11 protein-coding genes are annotated in these 16,992 nt (G+C 72.9%); 5 read left to right on the plus strand and 6 right to left on the minus strand.

All coding sequences use genetic code 11. The features are described 5' to 3' along the window. Positions 1–5: 5 nt before the first annotated feature. Positions 6–998, minus strand: a complete 993-nt coding sequence (locus O7605_RS14970) for an ArsR/SmtB family transcription factor (protein WP_269739760.1) — start codon at positions 996–998, stop codon at positions 6–8. A 334-nt stretch (positions 999–1,332) separates the two neighbouring features. Between O7605_RS14970 and O7605_RS14975 the strand changes: the two genes are divergently transcribed. Then, complete coding sequence (locus O7605_RS14975) at positions 1,333–1,932, plus strand: NUDIX hydrolase (protein ID WP_269742640.1); 600 nt, start codon at positions 1,333–1,335, stop codon at positions 1,930–1,932. Here the strand turns inward: O7605_RS14975 and O7605_RS14980 are convergent. Both O7605_RS14980 and O7605_RS14985 read right to left on the minus strand, forming a co-directional pair. Then, the gene (locus tag O7605_RS14980; protein WP_269739761.1) at positions 1,901–2,992 is read right to left on the minus strand and encodes a mannose-1-phosphate guanylyltransferase; all 1,092 of its coding nucleotides are present in this window, start codon (positions 2,990–2,992) and stop codon (positions 1,901–1,903) included. The two genes, O7605_RS14975 and O7605_RS14980, sit on opposite strands and share 32 nt — an antisense overlap. 49 nt (positions 2,993–3,041) lie before the next feature. Beyond that, entirely contained in the window at positions 3,042–4,187 is a 1,146-nt protein-coding gene (locus tag O7605_RS14985) for a glycosyltransferase family 4 protein (RefSeq protein ID WP_164446048.1), read from the minus strand. Between the two features lie 150 nt (positions 4,188–4,337). Here O7605_RS14985 and O7605_RS14990 point away from each other — a divergent pair, with 150 nt between their 5' ends. Further along, positions 4,338–5,048: a TIGR03089 family protein gene (locus O7605_RS14990; RefSeq protein WP_269739762.1), complete on the plus strand. Its 711-nt coding sequence runs from the start codon at positions 4,338–4,340 to the stop codon at positions 5,046–5,048. 630 nt (positions 5,049–5,678) lie between these two features. Here O7605_RS14990 and O7605_RS14995 read toward each other — a convergent pair. Both O7605_RS14995 and O7605_RS15000 read right to left on the minus strand, forming a co-directional pair. Continuing rightward, complete coding sequence (locus O7605_RS14995) at positions 5,679–7,661, minus strand: acetoacetate--CoA ligase (RefSeq protein WP_269739763.1); 1,983 nt, start codon at positions 7,659–7,661, stop codon at positions 5,679–5,681. Between the two features lie 179 nt (positions 7,662–7,840). Then, the gene (locus O7605_RS15000) at positions 7,841–8,362 is read right to left on the minus strand and encodes an acyl-CoA thioesterase (protein ID WP_269739764.1); all 522 of its coding nucleotides are present in this window, start codon (positions 8,360–8,362) and stop codon (positions 7,841–7,843) included. A 23-nt stretch (positions 8,363–8,385) separates the two neighbouring features. Between O7605_RS15000 and O7605_RS15005 the strand changes: the two genes are divergently transcribed. Continuing rightward, positions 8,386–9,039 carry a hypothetical protein gene (locus O7605_RS15005; RefSeq protein WP_269739765.1) on the plus strand — a complete coding sequence of 218 codons (654 nt, stop codon included), beginning with the start codon at positions 8,386–8,388 and terminating at the stop codon, positions 9,037–9,039. A gap of 73 nt (positions 9,040–9,112) precedes the next feature. Here O7605_RS15005 and O7605_RS15010 read toward each other — a convergent pair whose 3' ends face one another. After that, positions 9,113–10,276, minus strand: a complete 1,164-nt coding sequence (locus tag O7605_RS15010) for an acyl-CoA dehydrogenase family protein (RefSeq protein ID WP_269739766.1) — start codon at positions 10,274–10,276, stop codon at positions 9,113–9,115. A 248-nt stretch (positions 10,277–10,524) separates the two neighbouring features. Between O7605_RS15010 and O7605_RS15015 the strand changes: the two genes are divergently transcribed. Together O7605_RS15015 and O7605_RS15020 are read left to right on the plus strand one after the other, a co-directional pair. Further along, positions 10,525–11,952 (plus strand): UDP-glucose dehydrogenase family protein, encoded by a 1,428-nt coding sequence (locus O7605_RS15015; RefSeq protein WP_269739767.1) that lies wholly within the window; start codon positions 10,525–10,527, stop codon positions 11,950–11,952. A gap of 110 nt (positions 11,953–12,062) precedes the next feature. Further along, positions 12,063–16,991 (plus strand): SCO7613 C-terminal domain-containing membrane protein, encoded by a 4,929-nt coding sequence (locus O7605_RS15020; protein WP_269739768.1) that lies wholly within the window; start codon positions 12,063–12,065, stop codon positions 16,989–16,991. The last annotated feature ends 1 nt before the right edge of the window (position 16,992 follow it).

Here is a 16,992-nt window from a genome sequence, read left to right on the forward strand (position 1 = left end):
GACTGTCAGGGGTTGAGGATGGCGCGGCCGAGCGGGGTGAGGGTGTGCAGGACGGTGTTGCGGTCCCGGTGGCTGACCAGCAGACCCGCGTTCCGCAGCACGGTGGTGTGCTGGCTGGCCGCCGCCGCCGAGATGCGCAGCCGGCGGGCCAGCTCGCCGGTGGTGCAGCCGTCGTCGCTGGCGGCGAGAACCGCCGCGCGGGTACGGCCGAGCAACGCGGCCAACGCCTCCCGGCCGGTGTCGCCCGCCGCGGGCGCGTCCCCGGTCAGGCCGCCCAGCCGGTCGACCGGGTAGACCAGCACCGGCGGTAGTTGCGGGTCGAGCAGCGCGACCGGCGTGTTGGCGCAGAAGAACGACGGCACCAGCAGCAGTCCCCGCCCCTCCAGGTGAAGTTCCCGGCTCCTCGGGTAGGTGGGAATCTCCAGCACGCCCGACTCCCAGCGCAGGCCCGGCCGCAGTGTGGTCAGCAGCCCTTCGACACCCCCGTCGAGCATCGCCCGGGCGCGGCGGGCACGATCGGCCTCCACCGCGCCCTGGACCCGCGTCCAGTACGGGCCGAGGGCGAGCTGCCGGTAGCGGTCCATCGTCTCGGTCAGGTGGATCAGGGCCTCCGGCTCACCCCGGGCGATGGCGGCCACCCCGGCGGGCAGGTTCCGGTTGTCGCTGGCGAGCAGCGTCAGGTCGCGTTGCAGCGACGCCACCGGGGTACGCCGCAGCGCCTCCATCCCCGCCTCGAAACCGTGCACGCCCTCGTACGGGGTGAGGAAGTCCGGAAAGTAGCCGCGCGGCGGGCTCAACGTGGAAAGCAGTCGCAGCGCCTCGGCGTCCAGTTGCCGACGCAGCCCCCGGGAGACCTCGCGACGCCAGCCGGCGAGCAACGGATCGCGGCTGCGCCCGGGCAGCAGGTGCAGACTCAGCACCACTTCCCAGACCGGATCGGCTGCCGGAGCCACCCGGGTCCGGAGAATGTCCTCGCCGGAGAAATGGATCTTCAGCATGGGTACTCCCACCGCCCGGCGGAGGGGGCACCCGGCGACCTCCGAACTCTACCCGGCCGCCCCGGCCTCGGGCAGTTAAGCCTCAGCTGAAAGACCTCGACGCCCGGGACGTGAATCCGCCATGCTTCCCGTGCCACAGGGGGCGACCCACGTCGAACGTGTCCGCCCACTGGGTGCCCGAGAGCGGGCGGCACCATACGAGGGTCTGCGGCTCAGCTTCCGCAGGGGGTGCCGCCCGTTCTCCCTGGCACCGGTCCGGCCGCCGCACCGGCTCGTCCACCAGCACCCCGTACGCTGGCTCGGACGAGAGGAGCGGCCGTTGTCGACGCCCCGAATGGTGGACCGATCCCCGTGCGACGACGCGGACGGCTGGACGGCGCTGCACGCCGACGCGCTGGCGGTGCTCACCGGCTGGACGCCGACCAGCCCCGACGCGGCGGTGGCCCGCGACCGGACCCTCGGCCTGCTCAACGCCGGGCCGATCGCGATGAGCCGCGCACACCGCGCCGGTCACGTCACCGCCAGCGCCCTGGTGTTCGACGCGACCGGCAGCCAGGTGCTGCTCTGCCTGCACGGCAAGTTCCACAAGTGGGTGCAGTTGGGCGGGCACTGTGAGCCCGCCGACCGGACGCTGGCCGGCGCGGCGTTACGGGAGGCCACCGAGGAGTCGGGCATCGCCGGTCTGCGGATCGATCCGCTGCCGATCGACGTGGACGTGCACCCGGTGGCCTGCCAGGGCGGGTCGCTGCACCACGACGTACGCTTCGCCGTGTTCGCCCCGGTCGGCGCGACGGAACGGGTGAGCGTGGAGTCCGAGGCGCTCGGCTGGTTCCCACCGGAGCGTCTGCCGCAGCCGCTGGCCGGCGGCACGGCCCGGCTCGTCACACCGGGCCTGGCGGCCTTCAGACGAGCTTCTCCGCACCCCGTCTCTTGAGTTCGTCCACGATCGACTTCACGTCCTGAGCGCGCTCGCGCGGGCATACCAGCAACGCGTCCTCGGTGTCGACCACGATCAGGTCGCGTACGCCGACGGCGGCCACCAGCCGACCGGCCTGCGGCGCCACCACCATGCCGCTGCTGTCGCGCAGCAGCACCTCGGTCTTGGCGTCGCTGGCCAGCACCACGTTGCCGTCCGGGTCCGCCGGCAGCACCTCGCCGAGGGTGTGGAAGTCACCCACGTCGTTCCACCGGAAGTCACCGGGCACGGTCGCCACCCGACCGGCCGCGGCCGCGCCCTCCATCACCGCGTAGTCCACCGAGATCTTCGTCAGCGTGGGCCAGACCGCACCGAGCACGTCGTCCTGTTCGTCGGAGTGCCACGCCGCTGCGATCGTGGTGACCCCGGCGTGCAGCTCGGGCTGCTGACGTGCCAGCTCGGCGAGAAACGCCGACACCCGCCAGACGAACATGCCGGCGTTCCAGAGGTAGTGGCCCGACCGCAGGTACGTCTCGGCGACCTCGGCGCTCGGCTTCTCCTTGAACTCGACCACCGGACGCATCGGGCCACCGTCGACGGGCTCGCCGGTCCGCAGGTATCCGTAGCCGGTCTCCGGCCGGGTCGGGGTGATCCCGACCGTCATCAGCAGCCCCTGCTCCGCGCCCCGGACCGCCTCGCGGACGGTGTCCACCCACCGCTGAGGATCGCCGATCAGATGGTCGGCGGCGAACGATCCCATGACGGCGTCCGGGTCGCGTACGGCGATCACCGCCGCGGCCAGCGCGATGGCGGCGCAGGAATCCCGTGGCGACGGTTCGACCAGGATGTTCTCCTCCGGCAGCCCGGTCAGCTGGCGGGCCACGGCCGCGGCGTGCGCGGCCCCGGTGACCACCATGGTGCGTTCGGGGGTGGTCAGCGGCCCCAGCCGCTCGACGGTCGCCTGCAACAACGACGCGGACGTGCCGGTGAACGGGTGCAGGAATTTGGGATGCCCGGCACGGGACAGCGGCCACAACCTTGTGCCGCTGCCACCGGCCGGAATGACGACATAGATCACCAGGACATCATGCCCGAACCGCCCGGACCGAGCGTCTCGGTTGCCGGCCTCAGGCCCGCGCCCTGGTCCACGCCGCGATGTGCACCTCGGCGCTGGACCCCCAGGTGAACTCCTTCGCCCGATCGAAACCGGCCTTGGCCAGCGACAACCGGCGTGGTTCGTCGTCGAGCAGCGCGGCCAGGTCGGCGGCGATCTGATCCGGATCCTCGCTGGTGTAGGCCACCGCGTCGCCACCGACCTCCGGCAGCGACAGCCGGGGCGTGGTGAGCACCGGGGCGGCGCACGCCATCGCCTCCAGGATGGGCAACCCGAACCCCTCGCCGTAGGAGGGGTACGCGGCCACCAGCGCCCCGCCGAGGAAGCCGGGCAGGTCGCCGTAGCGCAGGTAGCCGGGGCGCAGCAGCCGCAGGTGCGAGGGCACCTCGGCCACCGCGCGGTCGATGTCGTCGTCGTGGCCCTGTCCGCCGGCCACCACGAGTGCCGGCGGGTCCGGCCGCTCGGCGACCGCCCGGGCCCAGCCACGGATCAGGTTCGGCACGTTCTTACGCGGCTCCTTGGCGCCGAGGAACGCGACGTAACTGCTGCCGCCCAGCCCCAGGCGGGCCCGGACCCGGGCCTTCTCCTCGTCTCCGGGCGCGTGGAAGGCCTCGTGGTCCACCCCGTGGTAGGCCACGTCGATGCGGGTCGGGTCGGCGTCCAACAGGCGGATCAGTTCGTCGCGGGTCGCCTTGCTGGGCACGATCACCCGGTTCGCGCGCCGCAACGAGGTCTTGATCGCGCTACGGAAGAACGTCCGGCGGGACTTGTCGTAGTGCTCCGGCTCGGTGAAGAACGTCGCGTCGTGCACCGTCACGGTGACCGGACAGCCGGCCCGCAGCGGGCAGGTGTAGAAGGGCGAGTGCAGCACCTCCGCGCCGACCTGCTGGGCGAGCAGGGGCAGGCCGGTCTGCTCCCAGGCGAGCCGCGCCGGCCGGTGCGCCACCGCGGCCGGCGCCGGAATGATCTCCGCGCCGGGCAGCTTCCGCCGGTAACGCTCCAGGTCGGTGCGGAGGCTGACCACCACCAGGTCCACCGCCGATCCGCACACCTTGCCGAGGGCGCCGAGCAGGCCATCGACGTATCTACCGACGCCGCCGCGATCGGCGGGAACACTCGTGGCGTCGATGAGCACGCGGGGCGGGCGACCGGCGGTCACGGGGCGACTCCTTGCGGTGGCGGGACTGTGGGGAACGACACTCCGGCAAGCCTACGCCGGAGCCGGGCACGGACGCTGACTGCGACCCGACGGTACGCCGACTTGTCGCTGTCATCGAGTACGGCCGCCGGGCGCGTATCGTTCGCGCCGATGGCCGACAACATTGCCCGGGTACTCGCCGACGCGGTCGCGACCGACCCGAACCGCCCCATGCTGACCTGGTACGACGACGCCACCGGCGAGCGCACCGAGCTTTCCGGAGCGACGCTGGCGAACTGGGTGGCCAAGACGGCGAACCTGCTCGTCGACGAACTGGCCCTCGAGCCGGGCGGCACCGCGGCGGTGCTGCTGCCGCCGCACTGGCAGAGCGCCGCGGTGCTGCTCGGATGCTGGTCGGCCGGGCTGACGGTGCGTCCGGCCGGTCTGCCGGTCGCCGACCGGCCGGGCGAGGTGGACGTGCTGTTCGCCACCGTCGACGGCGTCGCCGAGGCCGACGCCTGGTCGGCGGCCGACCGATACGCGCTCGCGTTGCACCCGTTCGCGCTGCCGCTGCGGGAGGTGCCGGCGGGCTTCGCCGACTACGTCACCGAGGTACGCGCGCACGGCGACCACTTCACGGCGTACCCGCCCGGCGGCCCGGAGCACACCGCGCTGCGCGCCCGGGTCACCACCCGCGCCGCCGAACTCGGCATCTCCGCGGGCGACCGGCTCCTCGTGGACGTCGACCGCCGGCCGGACCCGCTCGACTGGCTGCTGGCCCCGCTCAGCGTCGGCGCCACCCTGGTGCTCTGCGCCCACCTTGACCGGGCCCGTCTGGCCGAACGCCAATCGACGGAACGCATCACCCACTCGCTGACCTGACCTGCCCGCCCAGTCCTGCCCTTACCGCCCGGACCCGCCCGCCGGGCCCGCCCGGCCCGGCCTGCCGGGACCGCCGGTCTACCCGGCCCGACCTGCCTTGCTGGCCCGCCCCCGCCCTATCCGGCCTTGACCGCCGTGCCCCGACCGCCGTGCCCTGACTCGACCGCCCCATGGCGAGGACGACGCTGCCCAGTGCCAGTGTTCGAACCAGCGAGTCGACCTTCACCCTCCGCGTCGCTCACTCACCGTTGCTACGCCAGCGCCGGGCTATATACCCCTTCCCGCCCTTTGCTCTGCTTCAACCTACGCACAACCGCCTAACCTGCAACGACGCAACGACGGTCCGGTGCCACTCACGCGTCGGACGCTACGAAAAGTAACTGTTGCGTGGGTTGAAGCAGAGCAAAGGACGGTGGAAGGTATTGGTTGGGCGAACTGCGACAGCACGCTGAGTAACGCAAGGTCTCAGCTCGTAGCTGCTTCTCGACGGAGGGAAGCTCGAGCTATGGCGACCAGCGCCCAGGCCGACACCGCCCGAGCCCGAGCCACACAGCCCGAGCCACAGCCCGGGCCGTCGCCGGCGGGGCGGTGCTGGAGGCTCGGGTCGAGGGGTCGGCGTCGAAGGTCGGGTCAGGTGGCGGGGCGGTCCGGGGTGCGCTGTCGGGCCAGGGTGGCGAAGGCGGTCAGGGAGTCCGGGTTGGCCAGGGCGCCCTTGGCCGCCGCCTGGTTGACCGGAGTCCCGGTGAGGATCTTCTTGACCGGCACCTCGAGCTTCTTCGCGGACAGGGTGCGTGGCACCGCGCGGACCTGGTGGATCTCGTCGGGTACGTGCCGGGGCGACAACGCGGTACGCAGCTCGCGGCAGATCGTCCGGCGTAACTCGTCGTCAAGGGTCACCCCCTCGGCGAGCACCACGAACAGCAGCAGCTCACCGGCGCCGCCCTCGTCGTCCTCCAGGTGCACCACCACCGAGTCGGCGACCTCGTCCAGCCCTTCCACGACGGAGTAGAACTCGGCGGTGCCGAGCCGTACGCCGCCCCGGTTGAGGGTGGCGTCGGAGCGGCCGGTGATGACACAACCGCCCCGGGAGTTGATGGTGATCCAGTCCCCGTGCCGCCACACCCCGGGATAGATGTCGAAGTACGCCTCCCGGTAGCGGGCTCCGTCCGGATCGTTCCAGAAACCCACCGGCATGCTCGGCATGGGTTCAGTGATCACCAGCTCGCCCAGTTCCCCGATGACGGGGGTGCCGTCCGGCGAGCGGGCCTCCACCTTCGCACCGAGGGCGCGGCAGGCGATCTCACCGGCGTGCACCGGCAGCAGCGGCACACCGCCGACGAAACCGGTGCAGACGTCGGTACCGCCGGAGAGCGACTGGAGCTGAAGGCCGTCGCCGATCGTGTCGTACACCCAGGTGAAGCCCTCGGCGGGCAGTGGCGCGCCGGTGGAGCCGAGGCCGCGCAGCGCGGAGAGGTCGGCGATCTCGCGCGGGACCAGCCCGGCCTTGCGGCAGGCCAGCAGGAACGGCGCCGAGGTGCCGAAGTACGTGGTGCCGGTCTGCTCCGCCAGCCGCCACAGGGCGCCCAGGTCGGGATGGCCGGGGTTGCCGTCGAACAGCACGATGGCCGCGCCCACCGCCGGCCCGGAGACCAGGAAGTTCCACATCATCCAGCCGGTGGTGGTGAACCAGAAGAACCGGTCCGCCGGGCCGAGGTCGTGGTGCAGGGCGAGCATCTTCAGGTGCTCCAGCAGGATGCCGCCGTGTCCGTGCACGATCGGCTTGGGCAGCCCGGTGGTGCCGGAGGAGTAGAGCACGTAAAGCGGGTGGTCGAACGGCACCGGGGTGAAGGCCAGCGGTTCGTCGGTCTCGACCGCCAACTCCGCCCAGGCGAGTGCGTCCGCAGCCGGCGAACCGTCGGGGTCGAGGTAGGGGATCGACACGGTGTGCCGCAGCGACGGCAGCGCGGCCCGGATCGCGGCCACCTCGGCGCGCCGGTCGACCGGCTTGTCGCCGTAGCGGTAGCCGTCCACGGCGACCAGGACCTTCGGCTCGATCTGCTGCCACCGGTCGGTCACGCTGCGGGTGCCGAATTCCGGCGCGCAGGACGAGAAGACGGCACCGAGGCTCGCGGTCGCCAGCATCAGCACGTACGTCTCGGGGATGTTCGGCGCGTACCCGGCCACCCGGTCGCCGGTGGTGACGCCGAGCCGGCGCAGTCCGGCGGCGACCCGGCGGACCTGCTCGCGCAACTGCCCGGCAGTCAGGGTGACCGGCGGCCGGGTCTGCCCGTGCGCCACGACCACGGGCTCGTCCTCGGCCCGGCCCGGCATCCGCAGCACGTTCTCGGCGTAGTTGAGGGTGGCGCCGGGGAACCACCGGGTGCCCGGCATGTCCCGGTCGGTCAGGGTGGCGGTCGGCGGGGTGTGCGCGACGACACCGAAGTGGTCCCAGATCGACCGCCAGAAGGCGTCCAGGTCGGTGACCGACCATCGCCACAGCGCGTCGTAGTCGGCGAACGTCAACCCCCGGTGCTCGGCGAGCCAACGCAGATAAGCCCCGATCCGGGACCGCTGGAGCACGTCCGCCGGTGGCGTCCACAGCACGTCCGTCACTGGTCCACTCCTCCCCTGGCCCGGCACGACGCTGTGCGGTGGGCCGTGGCGCCATCTTGCCCTACCTCGAAGCGCCATTGTCCGCACCCGACCCGCGCAGGCGCATGTGCCCGCCCCACACCCCCTGGACCCGACCAGTGTGGCCGGGACGCAGGAAGCGCCGTCGGCGGCCGGAGCGGTCAGGGTTCGCTACGGGCCGCCTGGATGGCCTGGCGGCGGGCCAGCCGGTGGGCGCGGCGGATCTCCGCCTCACGCCAGCGCCGCTCGTCCTCCGGCGTCTCCGGCAACACCGGACGCACCGGCCGGGGCGCGCCACCCACCTCGACCCCGACGAAGACGAGGTACGCGGTGGCCACCCGCACCGGCGCCTCGTCGGCCGAGTCCCAGCGCTCGGCCATCACCCGGACGCCGACCTCCATCGAGGTCTGCCCGGTCCAGTTCACCTGGGCGTACGCGTGCACCAGGTCGCCCACCCGGACCGCCTCCGAGAAGACGATCTCGTCGATCGCGGCGGTCACCGCCGTGCCACCGCTGTGCCGCGCCGCCGCCGCGCCGGCCACGTCGTCGATGAACTTCATCAGCACCCCGCCGTGCACCGTTCCGTACAGGTTCACATCCACCGCGGTCATGATCCGGCTGAGGGTTACCCGGGAGTACGAGGTCGGCTTGCCCGGCAGGGCGGTGGCGGGGTGCTCGGTCATGTCGGAAACGGTACGGTGCGCGGATGCGACATCTGTGGAGCTTCCTCGCAGGGCTGGTGGTGGTGCCGGTCACCTGGGTGCTGGTCACCCTCGGTCAGGACGGGTCGGCCGACACCGTCAACCGGTGGGTGGAGATCGGCACCGCCAACACGGCGAATCTCATCGAACCGGCCGTGTACCTCGCTGTCGGTGGCATCGTGCTGGGCCTGCTCGGCACGCTACGCATCTCACCGCTCGGTCCGCTGGTGGCCGGCCTGCTGCTGGTCACCCCGTACGTCGGACTGTTCGTCTCGCCCTTCCGGGTACGCGAGCGCATCCCGTCCGACTGGAGGTTTCTCGGCGACCCGCTGCCGCTGGGGCTGCCGGTGGAGAACGGCACGCTCTTCCTGATCGGCGTGCTGCTGCTGATCGCGACGTTCAGCGGGCAACGGTGGCGGCGTTGGCCGGTCGCGGCGCCGCAGCCGGAGTCGGGCACCCCCGACGCGCCGGCGCCGGACCAGACGTTGACCGACTGGTCACCAGGCCCGTCGGCGGAACGGGACACCGCGCCGCTGAGCCTGGGCTACCCGGACCCGGACCCGACACCGACCGAGCCGCTGCCCCGGCGGACCGGAGGTGGGTCGCCCTGGTCGGCACCGCCGGGCAACCTGCCCCGACGCGACGACGCCACCAGCTGACCCGACAGATACGGGTCGGCACCTCCGCCCGGCACCCGCGCGGGCGGAGGTGCCGACAGCCGTCGTCGGAGTGTCAGTCCTTGAGCAACTGCCGGGCCATGACGATGCGCTGCACCTGGTTCGTGCCCTCGTAGATCTGGGTGATCTTGGCGTCCCGCATCATCCGCTCGACGGGGTAGTCACGGGTGTAGCCGTAGCCGCCGAGCAACTGCACCGCGTCGGTGGTGATCTCCATCGCGGCGTCCGAGGCGAAGCACTTGGCCGCCGCGCCGAAGTAGGTCAGATCGGCGTCGCCGCGCTCGGACCGGCCGGCCGCCGCGTACGTCAATTGCCGGGCCGCCTCCAGCTTCATGCCCATGTCGGCGAGCATGAACTGCACGCCCTGGAACTCGGCGACCGCCCTGCCGAACTGCTTGCGCTCGGCGACGTACCCCTTGGCGTAGTCGAGCGCACCCTGCGCGATGCCCACCGCCTGCGCGGCGATGGTGACCCGGGTGTGGTCCAGGGTCTTCATGGCGGTGGCGAAGCCGGTGCCCTCGGCACCGATCATCCGGTCCGCCGGGATCCGGACGTTGTCCAGGTAGACCTCGCGGGTCGGCGACCCCTTGATGCCCAACTTCTTCTCCGGCGCGCCGAAGCTGACCCCCGGATCCGACTTCTCGACCACGAAGGCGGAGATGCCCCGGGACCGGGCGGTGGGGTCGGTCGTCGCGAAAACGGTGTAGAACTCCGAGACACCGGCGTTGGTGATCCAACGCTTCACCCCGTTGAGCACCCAGTGGTCGCCGTCACGTACCGCCCGGGTGGTCATCGCCGCCGCGTCGCTGCCGGCCTCCGGCTCGGAGAGGCAGTACGAGAACATCGCCTCGCCGGCGGCGACCGGCGTCAGGTAGCGGCGCTTGAGATCGTCGGATCCGGCCAGCAGCAGCGGCATCGTGCCCAGCTTGTTCACCGCCGGGATCAACGAGGAGGAGGCGCAGGCCCGGGCGACCTCCTCGATCACGATCGCCGTGGCCAGCGCGTCCGCACCCGCCCCGCCGTACTCGACCGGGATGTGCGGTGCGTGGAAGTCGGCGGCACGTAGCGCGTCGTACGACGCCTTCGGGAACTCACCGGTCTCGTCCGCCTCGGCGGCGTGCGGAGCCACCTTCGCCGCACAGACCTCACGGACCGCTTCCCGGATCGCCTCGTGCTCCTCCGGCAGGCGGTACGCGTCGAACGACTGCTCTGCGGCCATGTCGGCCCCTCCCCTTCACCGCTATCATGCGCAGTCTGTAACGTCGGCTGGACGCCCACCACGCAGACTGAAGGATAACGACCACAGTTCAGGTGATGTTACCGGCGCGTAGGCTGGGCCATGACGAAGCTCTGACGCCGCTCGGCGATGATGGACCCAGCAGACGACCCACCCCTGCGGTGCCCACCCTGGCGCCGTGGCGGAACGCGACGCAGCCACGCGGCGCCAGTGCGAGCGGAGAGACAGGCGTGACCATCCCGTACCCGAACACCCAGCCGGTGCCCGCCATCGCGGCGGTCACACCCCCCTCGGGTGCCTCCCGGCCCCGGGTGACCTTCCTGGGCACCGGCTACCTTGGCGCGACCTATGCCATCTGTTACGCCGAACTCGGCTACGAGGTGCTCGGCTTCGACGTCGACGCGGACAAGATCGCGAAGCTGAACGCGGGCGAGGTGCCGATCCACGAGCCCGGGCTCGACGAACTGCTGCGGCGCAACCTCGCCGCCGGCCGGCTGCGCTTCAGCACCGACATCGCCGAGACCGCCGACTTCGGTGACGTGCACTTCATCTGCGTCGGCACCCCGCAGCGGGCCGATGGGATGGGCGCCGACCTGTCGTACGTCGAGGCGTCGGTCACCGGCCTGGCCCAGCACCTGACCCGCAAGGCGCTGATCGTCGGCAAGTCCACCGTCCCGGTCGGCACCGCCGAGTGGGTGGAGCAGCTCGTCGGCAAGCACAGCCCGGCCGACCTCGGCGTCGAGGTCGCCTGGAGCCCCGAGTTCCTCCAGGAGGGCTTCGCCGTCGACGACGTGCTGCGCCCCAACCGCATCGTCGTCGGGGTCAAGAGCGAGTGGGCCAACGGCATGCTCTACGCCGCCCACAAGGGCGTGTTCGATCTCGCCGCCACCGAGGACCGGGAAGTACCGCTGGTCGTCACCGACTTCGCCACCGCCGAACTGGTCAAGGTCGCCGCGAACGCCTTCCTGGCCACCAAGATCTCCTTCATCAACGCGATGGCCGAGGTCTGCGAGGCCTCCGGCGGCGACGTGACCCAGCTCGCCAAGGCCATCGGCTACGACCCGCGCATCGGCAACCGCTTCCTCCAGGCCGGCCTCGGCTTCGGTGGCGCCTGCCTGCCCAAGGACATCCGCGCCTTCCAGGCCCGGGCGCAGGAGCTCGGAGCCGGCGAAGCCCTCCGCTTCCTGCACGAGGTCGACCTGATCAATTTGCGTCGCCGTACCCGCGTCCTGAACCTCGCCGCCGACCTGCTCGGCCGCCGCTCCGGCCCCGCCGGCCCCGACCTGTCCGGCACCCGCGTCGCCGTGCTCGGCGCCACCTTCAAACCCAACACCGACGACGTACGCGACGCCCCCGCCCTGGCCGTCGCCGCCCTGTTGCACAAGGCCGGCGCCGATGTCCACGTCTACGACCCCGAGGGCATGGAGAACGCCCGCCGCGCGGTGCCGGAACTCACCTACGAACCCGACATCAGCACTGCGGTCACCGACGCCGACCTGGTCTGCGTCCTCACCGAATGGGCCGACTTCCGCAACGCCGACCCCGGCCTCCTCGGCGACCTCGTCGCCGGCCGCCGCATCGTCGACGCCCGCAACTGCCTCGACCCGGCACTGTGGACCCAGGCCGGCTGGGAGTACCGGGGCATGGGGCGTCCGTGATCCCACCGTGTGGTGATGTTGGCGGTTGACCCGCCGACAACTGTCGAATTCCCGGCCCGCTTTGGGCATGCTGCGACAGTGGGATTCCACAGTGCGGGTGGAGGGGTGTCGTGGCGAGCTTTCAGTGCCCTTCGTGCGGCCGGGAGATCAAACCGGCGGTTCGCTGCCCGCACTGCGGTGCGCACCAGCCACAATGGGCCGAGCACCTGGCGGAGATCGAACGATCCATCGCGGAGTTGAAGGCCCGCGAGGCCGCCATCGCCCGCGAACAACGGCAGCTCGCCGCGAAGATGCAGGCCGCGCTCTTCCAGCGGGACATCCTCTCGCACGCCGGCAGCCAGGGGGACGAGCGCATCCGGCAGGCCACCCGCCCCCGGCGCGTACTCCGTCGCCGGCCACCGCGACGCTCCGCCTCCGCGGATGCCTCGCCGCCCCGCGACGGCGCGCCCCCGCCGCCCCGGGTACCCCGGCAGGGCGCCGCCGGCACCCAGGGGCCACCGCCACCGACCGAACCGGTCTGGCTGGACGCCGACGATCCTGAGCATCCGCCCGAGGCCTCCTCCCGGGAGGTCCAGAACATCCCGCTCGGTCTCGGCGCGCTGCTGCTCGGCGTCGCCGCCGTGGTGTTCGCCGTGGTCGCCACCAGCTCGATGGACGCGCTGGCCCGGCTGGGCATTCTGCTGCTCGCGACGGTGCTCATGCTGCTCGCCCCGCCGGTGCTGGTCCGGCGTGGGCTGACCTCCACGGCCGAGACCATCGCCGCCGTGGGTCTGCTCCTGGTGCCCCTCGCCGGGTACGCGTTGTGGGCCGTGGACCGGATCGGCAACGGCGGCGCCTCCGGTGCCGTCTTCGCCGGTGTGATCTTCGCGGTCACCGCTGCCGTCTCGGTCGGCTACGCCGGTTGGACCAGGCTGCGCGCACCCCGGTTCGCCAGCGTGCTGGCCGCCCAGCCGGTGGTGCCACTGCTCGCGTACGACCGGATCACCGGTCCGGCGGGCTGGGCGCTGGCGCTGACCGTGGTGGCGCTGCTCGATCTGTGGCTGGCCCGCTCACCGGTCACCGTGGAGCAGCCGGTCACCGACGGCCCGGCCGGCTCCGGCCGGTCGGGTGCCCCCCGGCAGCGGTCGGCCGAACAGAGCCAGGTTGACGGTAGGCCGGAGGCGGCGCCGGAGGAGAGCGGCGAACTGCTGGATCCCGTCGGCGGCAGCGTGACTGCGCCGACCCGACCGGTGCCGGGGTTGCGGGAACTGACCTGGGTGCTGCACGGGGTGGCGGTCGCCGTCGCCCTGGCGTACGCGGTGACCGCCCTGCTGCGGAGCACCACCGTGCCGGGCGCGACCGGCGCGGGCCTGGTGCTGCTCCTCGCCGCCGCCGTCTGCCTGGCCGGGACGCTCGTGCTCCGCCGTCCGCCCCTACCCGACCTGGGCGCGGGCGTGTTCACCCTCGCCGTCATCGGTGCCCTCGGGCGGATCGCCTCGGTGGCGCTCCCCGGCCGAGCCCTGCTGTTGATCGCCCTGGTGATCACGGTCACCGGTCTCGCGGTCCGGGCGGTACCCGAGTCCGCCCGCCGGGGACCACAACTCGCCTCCGCGGTGGCGCTCACGGTCAGCGGGGTGGTGGTCGCCGGCAGTGCGCTGCGTGCCGGCATCGCCCCGATCGAGGCGGCGCTGCCGGCCTGGGCGGCGGACCTCGACCGGTATCCGGGCGAACTGGCCGCCGCCGTGGGACCGGCCGCCTGGCAGCTCGCGGCCAGCGCCTTCCTGCTGACCGTGGCCGCGGTGCTGGCCCTACCGTCGGAGATCCGCCGTGAGTTCGCGGTGACCGGTGCCGCGCTCACCGCGCTGGCCGTACCGGCCTCCTTCGGGCTGGCCTGGACGTACGCGCCGTGGCCGATGGTGCTGACCGCGATCGGCATCGGGGCGGCCGGCCTCTCCGCCCGTACTCCCCGCGCCGCGTTGGCGCACGCGGTAGCCGCCGCCACGGTCGGGCTGGCCGGTGCCGGCGCGGCCCTCGCCCGGCCGGCGTTGACCGCCGCCGTGCTGCTCACCCTCGTCGTGGCCGGCACGCTGATCGCCGCCGCTCCCCGGATCCGGCTCGCCCCGGCGGCGGCGGACACCGTCTCGGCCTGGGCCGCCGGAGGTGCCGCCTTCGCGCTGCCCGGAGCGGTGGCCGCCTTCGTGGCGGCGACCCTGCCGGTGGATGACACGCCGACCCCGGCGAGCCTGCGCGAGGCGACCGTGCCGGTGCTCGCGGCGAGCTTCCTCGCCGTGTGTGTCACGCTCGGTTACGCCGCCCTCGTACAGGTGTCGCAGCGCCAGATCCCGGTCCCGCTGTCGGTGGGCACCGGCCTGGGCGCGTTGCTGGTCGCCGCGGCCGGATTCGGCGCACCGGGGGCCACCGTGGCGGATGCCTGGGTCGGCGCGCTGCTGCTGGTCGCCGCGGTACTCCTCTTCCTGGCTCCCTCGATCGACACCGGCCGCCGTTCCGATCTCACCCTCGACGGCTCCGACCTGGCGACCGCCGCGGTGACCGCCGCGCTGGTCGCCACCCTGCTGCGGATCGGCACGGTGCTGGCGCCGAGCGGGCAGCTCGCCGTCGCCGCCGCGCTGGTCCTGGTCGTCGCCGTGGCGGCCCGGGCGATGCCCGAGGAGTGGCGTCGTGGGCCGGTGCTCGGCCTCACCATCGGCGGCGTGCTGATCGGGCTGTTGGCAGGCTGGATGGCGCTGCGCGGTGGCGTCGGTGTGCTGGCCACTCCCGGCCCGATCTGGGACGGTGACCTCAGCGGTTGGCCGGCCGCGCCCACCGGCGGCACGACCTGGCAGGGCCCGATCGCCCTGGTGCTGCTCGCAATCGCGGCGGGGATTCTGCTGCCGCCACCCTGGCGCTACGACGTGGCGGGCGTGGCGGTGGTGCTCGCCACCATCGGCGCTCCCGCCGCGTTCGATCTCGCCTGGTGGTCGCCGGTCCTGATCGGCGGCATGGTCGCCACCATCTTCGGGATGGCCGCGGTCGCCACGATCGATCCCCGGGCCGCGCTGTCCCGCATCACGGTGGCCGGGGTGGTCGCGTTGCACGCGGCCGGCGCCGGCCTGGTACGGCCGTGGACGACCGCGCTGGCCCTGGGCAGCATCGTGCTGATCGGCGCGGTGGTGGCCGCGCTGGCCCGCAACCTGGCCGAGCCGCTCGTCGAGGACATCGAGGCGGAGGGCATGCCGCCGCACCTGGCGCAGATCGGTGGTGCGGGTTTGGGCGCGGCACTGTTGGCGTTGCCGGGTGCCGTCGCCGCCCTCGCCGTCGAGTTCGGCCACGCCCCGCAGGTGGTGCTCACCGCCGGCCTGGCCGCATCCAGTCTCGGCCTGGCCGCGGTGGCGGCGGCCCGTCGGCAGGTTCCCCAGTACCTGCCCTGGGCCAGCGCCGGGGTGGTCGGCGGAGCGAGCGTGACCGCGCTCGCCGCCGTCCCGATCGCCGTGCCCGTCGGTGTCTACGCCGCTGCGGCGGCACTGCTCGGTGTGCTCGCCGAACTGGTACGCGGGGCGACCGAGCCGCCGGCCGGCGCGGCCCAACCGGTGCGCCGCTGGACCGTGCTGCTGGACGGGGCGCTGCGCCGACTGCCCGACGACAACCGACGCCGGTGGCGGGTGAGCCCGGCCGCCGGTGCGCTGGCCGCCGCCGCCGTGCCGACCGTCCTGGCCCTGGTCTCCATCGCACCAGCGCTGATCGCGGCCCTCGTCGATCCGCATCGCACCGTCGGCCGGATCTGGCAGGGACCACCGGCGGTCCTGCTCGACCCGCCGCCGGCAGCGGTCAACCCGACCCATGTGCTCACCGCGTTGCTGCTCACCGCGACGGCGGCCCTGGCCGCGACCGGGTTCAGTGGCGGCCGCCGGTCCCGGGCCGTGCCGGTGGTGCTGCCCGGCGCCGCCGTCACGCTGCTCATCGCCCCGATCGCGCTGGGTGGCGGCTGGCCGACGAGCACCCTGTCGGCGCTGGCGGTGTTCACCATCTCGATGCTGGGGCTGGCGCTGACGCCGCCGCCGGCTCTGGTCGAACGGGCCCGCTCGTTGCGACTGGCCCGGGTGCTGGTCTTCCTGATCGGGCTGGCGGCGGGCGGGGCCGGGCTCGCCGGCAGCCTCGCCACCCGGGAGCTGACCCTGTTCACGCTCGGTGGTGCGGTCGGGGTCGGGCTGGTGGCCGCCCTCTACGGCCTCACCTCCCGGGCCCGGCTGCTCGGCTGGCTGTTCGCCTCGCTGATGGCGCAACTGTTCGTGCTCACCGCCGGTCTGGTGGCCGGGCTCGCCCCGGTCTGGTCGGCGTTCGGGGTGCTGGCGGTCGGCGCGGCGTTGCAGGTCTTCTCCGCCACTCTGCCCCGGCTGCGCCGTCCGGAGGCACGTCGCGAGGCGGCGACCGTGGAGTGGAGCGGCCACGCCGCCGCGCTGATCGCACTGGCGCTGGCGTTCGACTCGCCTCGGCACATCGCCGCACTGCTCGCCGCCTGGGGTGCGGTCCTCGGTCTCGCGGCGACCCGGCCGGGCCGCCGGCCGGCGGAGCGACGGGTCCTGTTCTGGGCGGTGGTGCTCTGCGAGATCACCGCCTGGTGGATCCTGATGCGGGTCGCCGAGGTGGCCCTGCCCGAGGCGTACACGCTGCCGTTCGCCGCGCTGGCTCTGCTGGTCGGAGTGCTCGAGCTACGGCAGCGCACCGACCTGAGCAGCTGGGTGGCGTACGGACCGGCGCTGCTCGCCGCCTTCGTGCCGACCCTGGCGATCGTGCTGGCCACCGATTCGAGCACCATGCGCCAGGTGCTGCTGCTCCTCGGCGCAGTCGCGGTGCTGGTCTTCGGCTCGATGACCCAGCAGCAGGCACCGGTCATCGTCGGTGCGGTGGTCACCGCCATCGCGGCGGTGCACGCGCTGTTCAGCCTCGGACCGTGGCTGGCGCTGATCCCGGTCGGCTTCCTGCTGCTGATCCTCGGCGCCAGCAACGAACGCCGACGCCGCGCCCAGGAACGCCTGCAAACGGCGCTACGCGGCATGCGCTGAG

This window comes from Verrucosispora sp. WMMA2121, assembly GCF_027460185.1.
Classification (GTDB): Bacteria; Actinomycetota; Actinomycetes; order Mycobacteriales; family Micromonosporaceae; genus Micromonospora; species Micromonospora palythoicola.

Excerpts from the sequence above, each read along its gene's own strand:
- O7605_RS14970 (WP_269739760.1), bottom strand. The coding sequence starts at position 998 with ATGCTGAAGATCCATTTCTCCGGCGAGGACATTCTCCGGACCCGGGTG.
- O7605_RS14975 (WP_269742640.1), top strand. The coding sequence starts at position 1,333 with ATGGTGGACCGATCCCCGTGCGACGACGCGGACGGCTGGACGGCGCTG.
- O7605_RS15000 (WP_269739764.1), bottom strand. The coding sequence starts at position 8,362 with ATGACCGAGCACCCCGCCACCGCCCTGCCGGGCAAGCCGACCTCGTAC.
- O7605_RS15005 (WP_269739765.1), top strand. The coding sequence starts at position 8,386 with ATGCGACATCTGTGGAGCTTCCTCGCAGGGCTGGTGGTGGTGCCGGTC.
- O7605_RS15010 (WP_269739766.1), bottom strand. The coding sequence starts at position 10,276 with ATGGCCGCAGAGCAGTCGTTCGACGCGTACCGCCTGCCGGAGGAGCAC.
- O7605_RS14990 (WP_269739762.1), top strand. The coding sequence starts at position 4,338 with ATGGCCGACAACATTGCCCGGGTACTCGCCGACGCGGTCGCGACCGAC.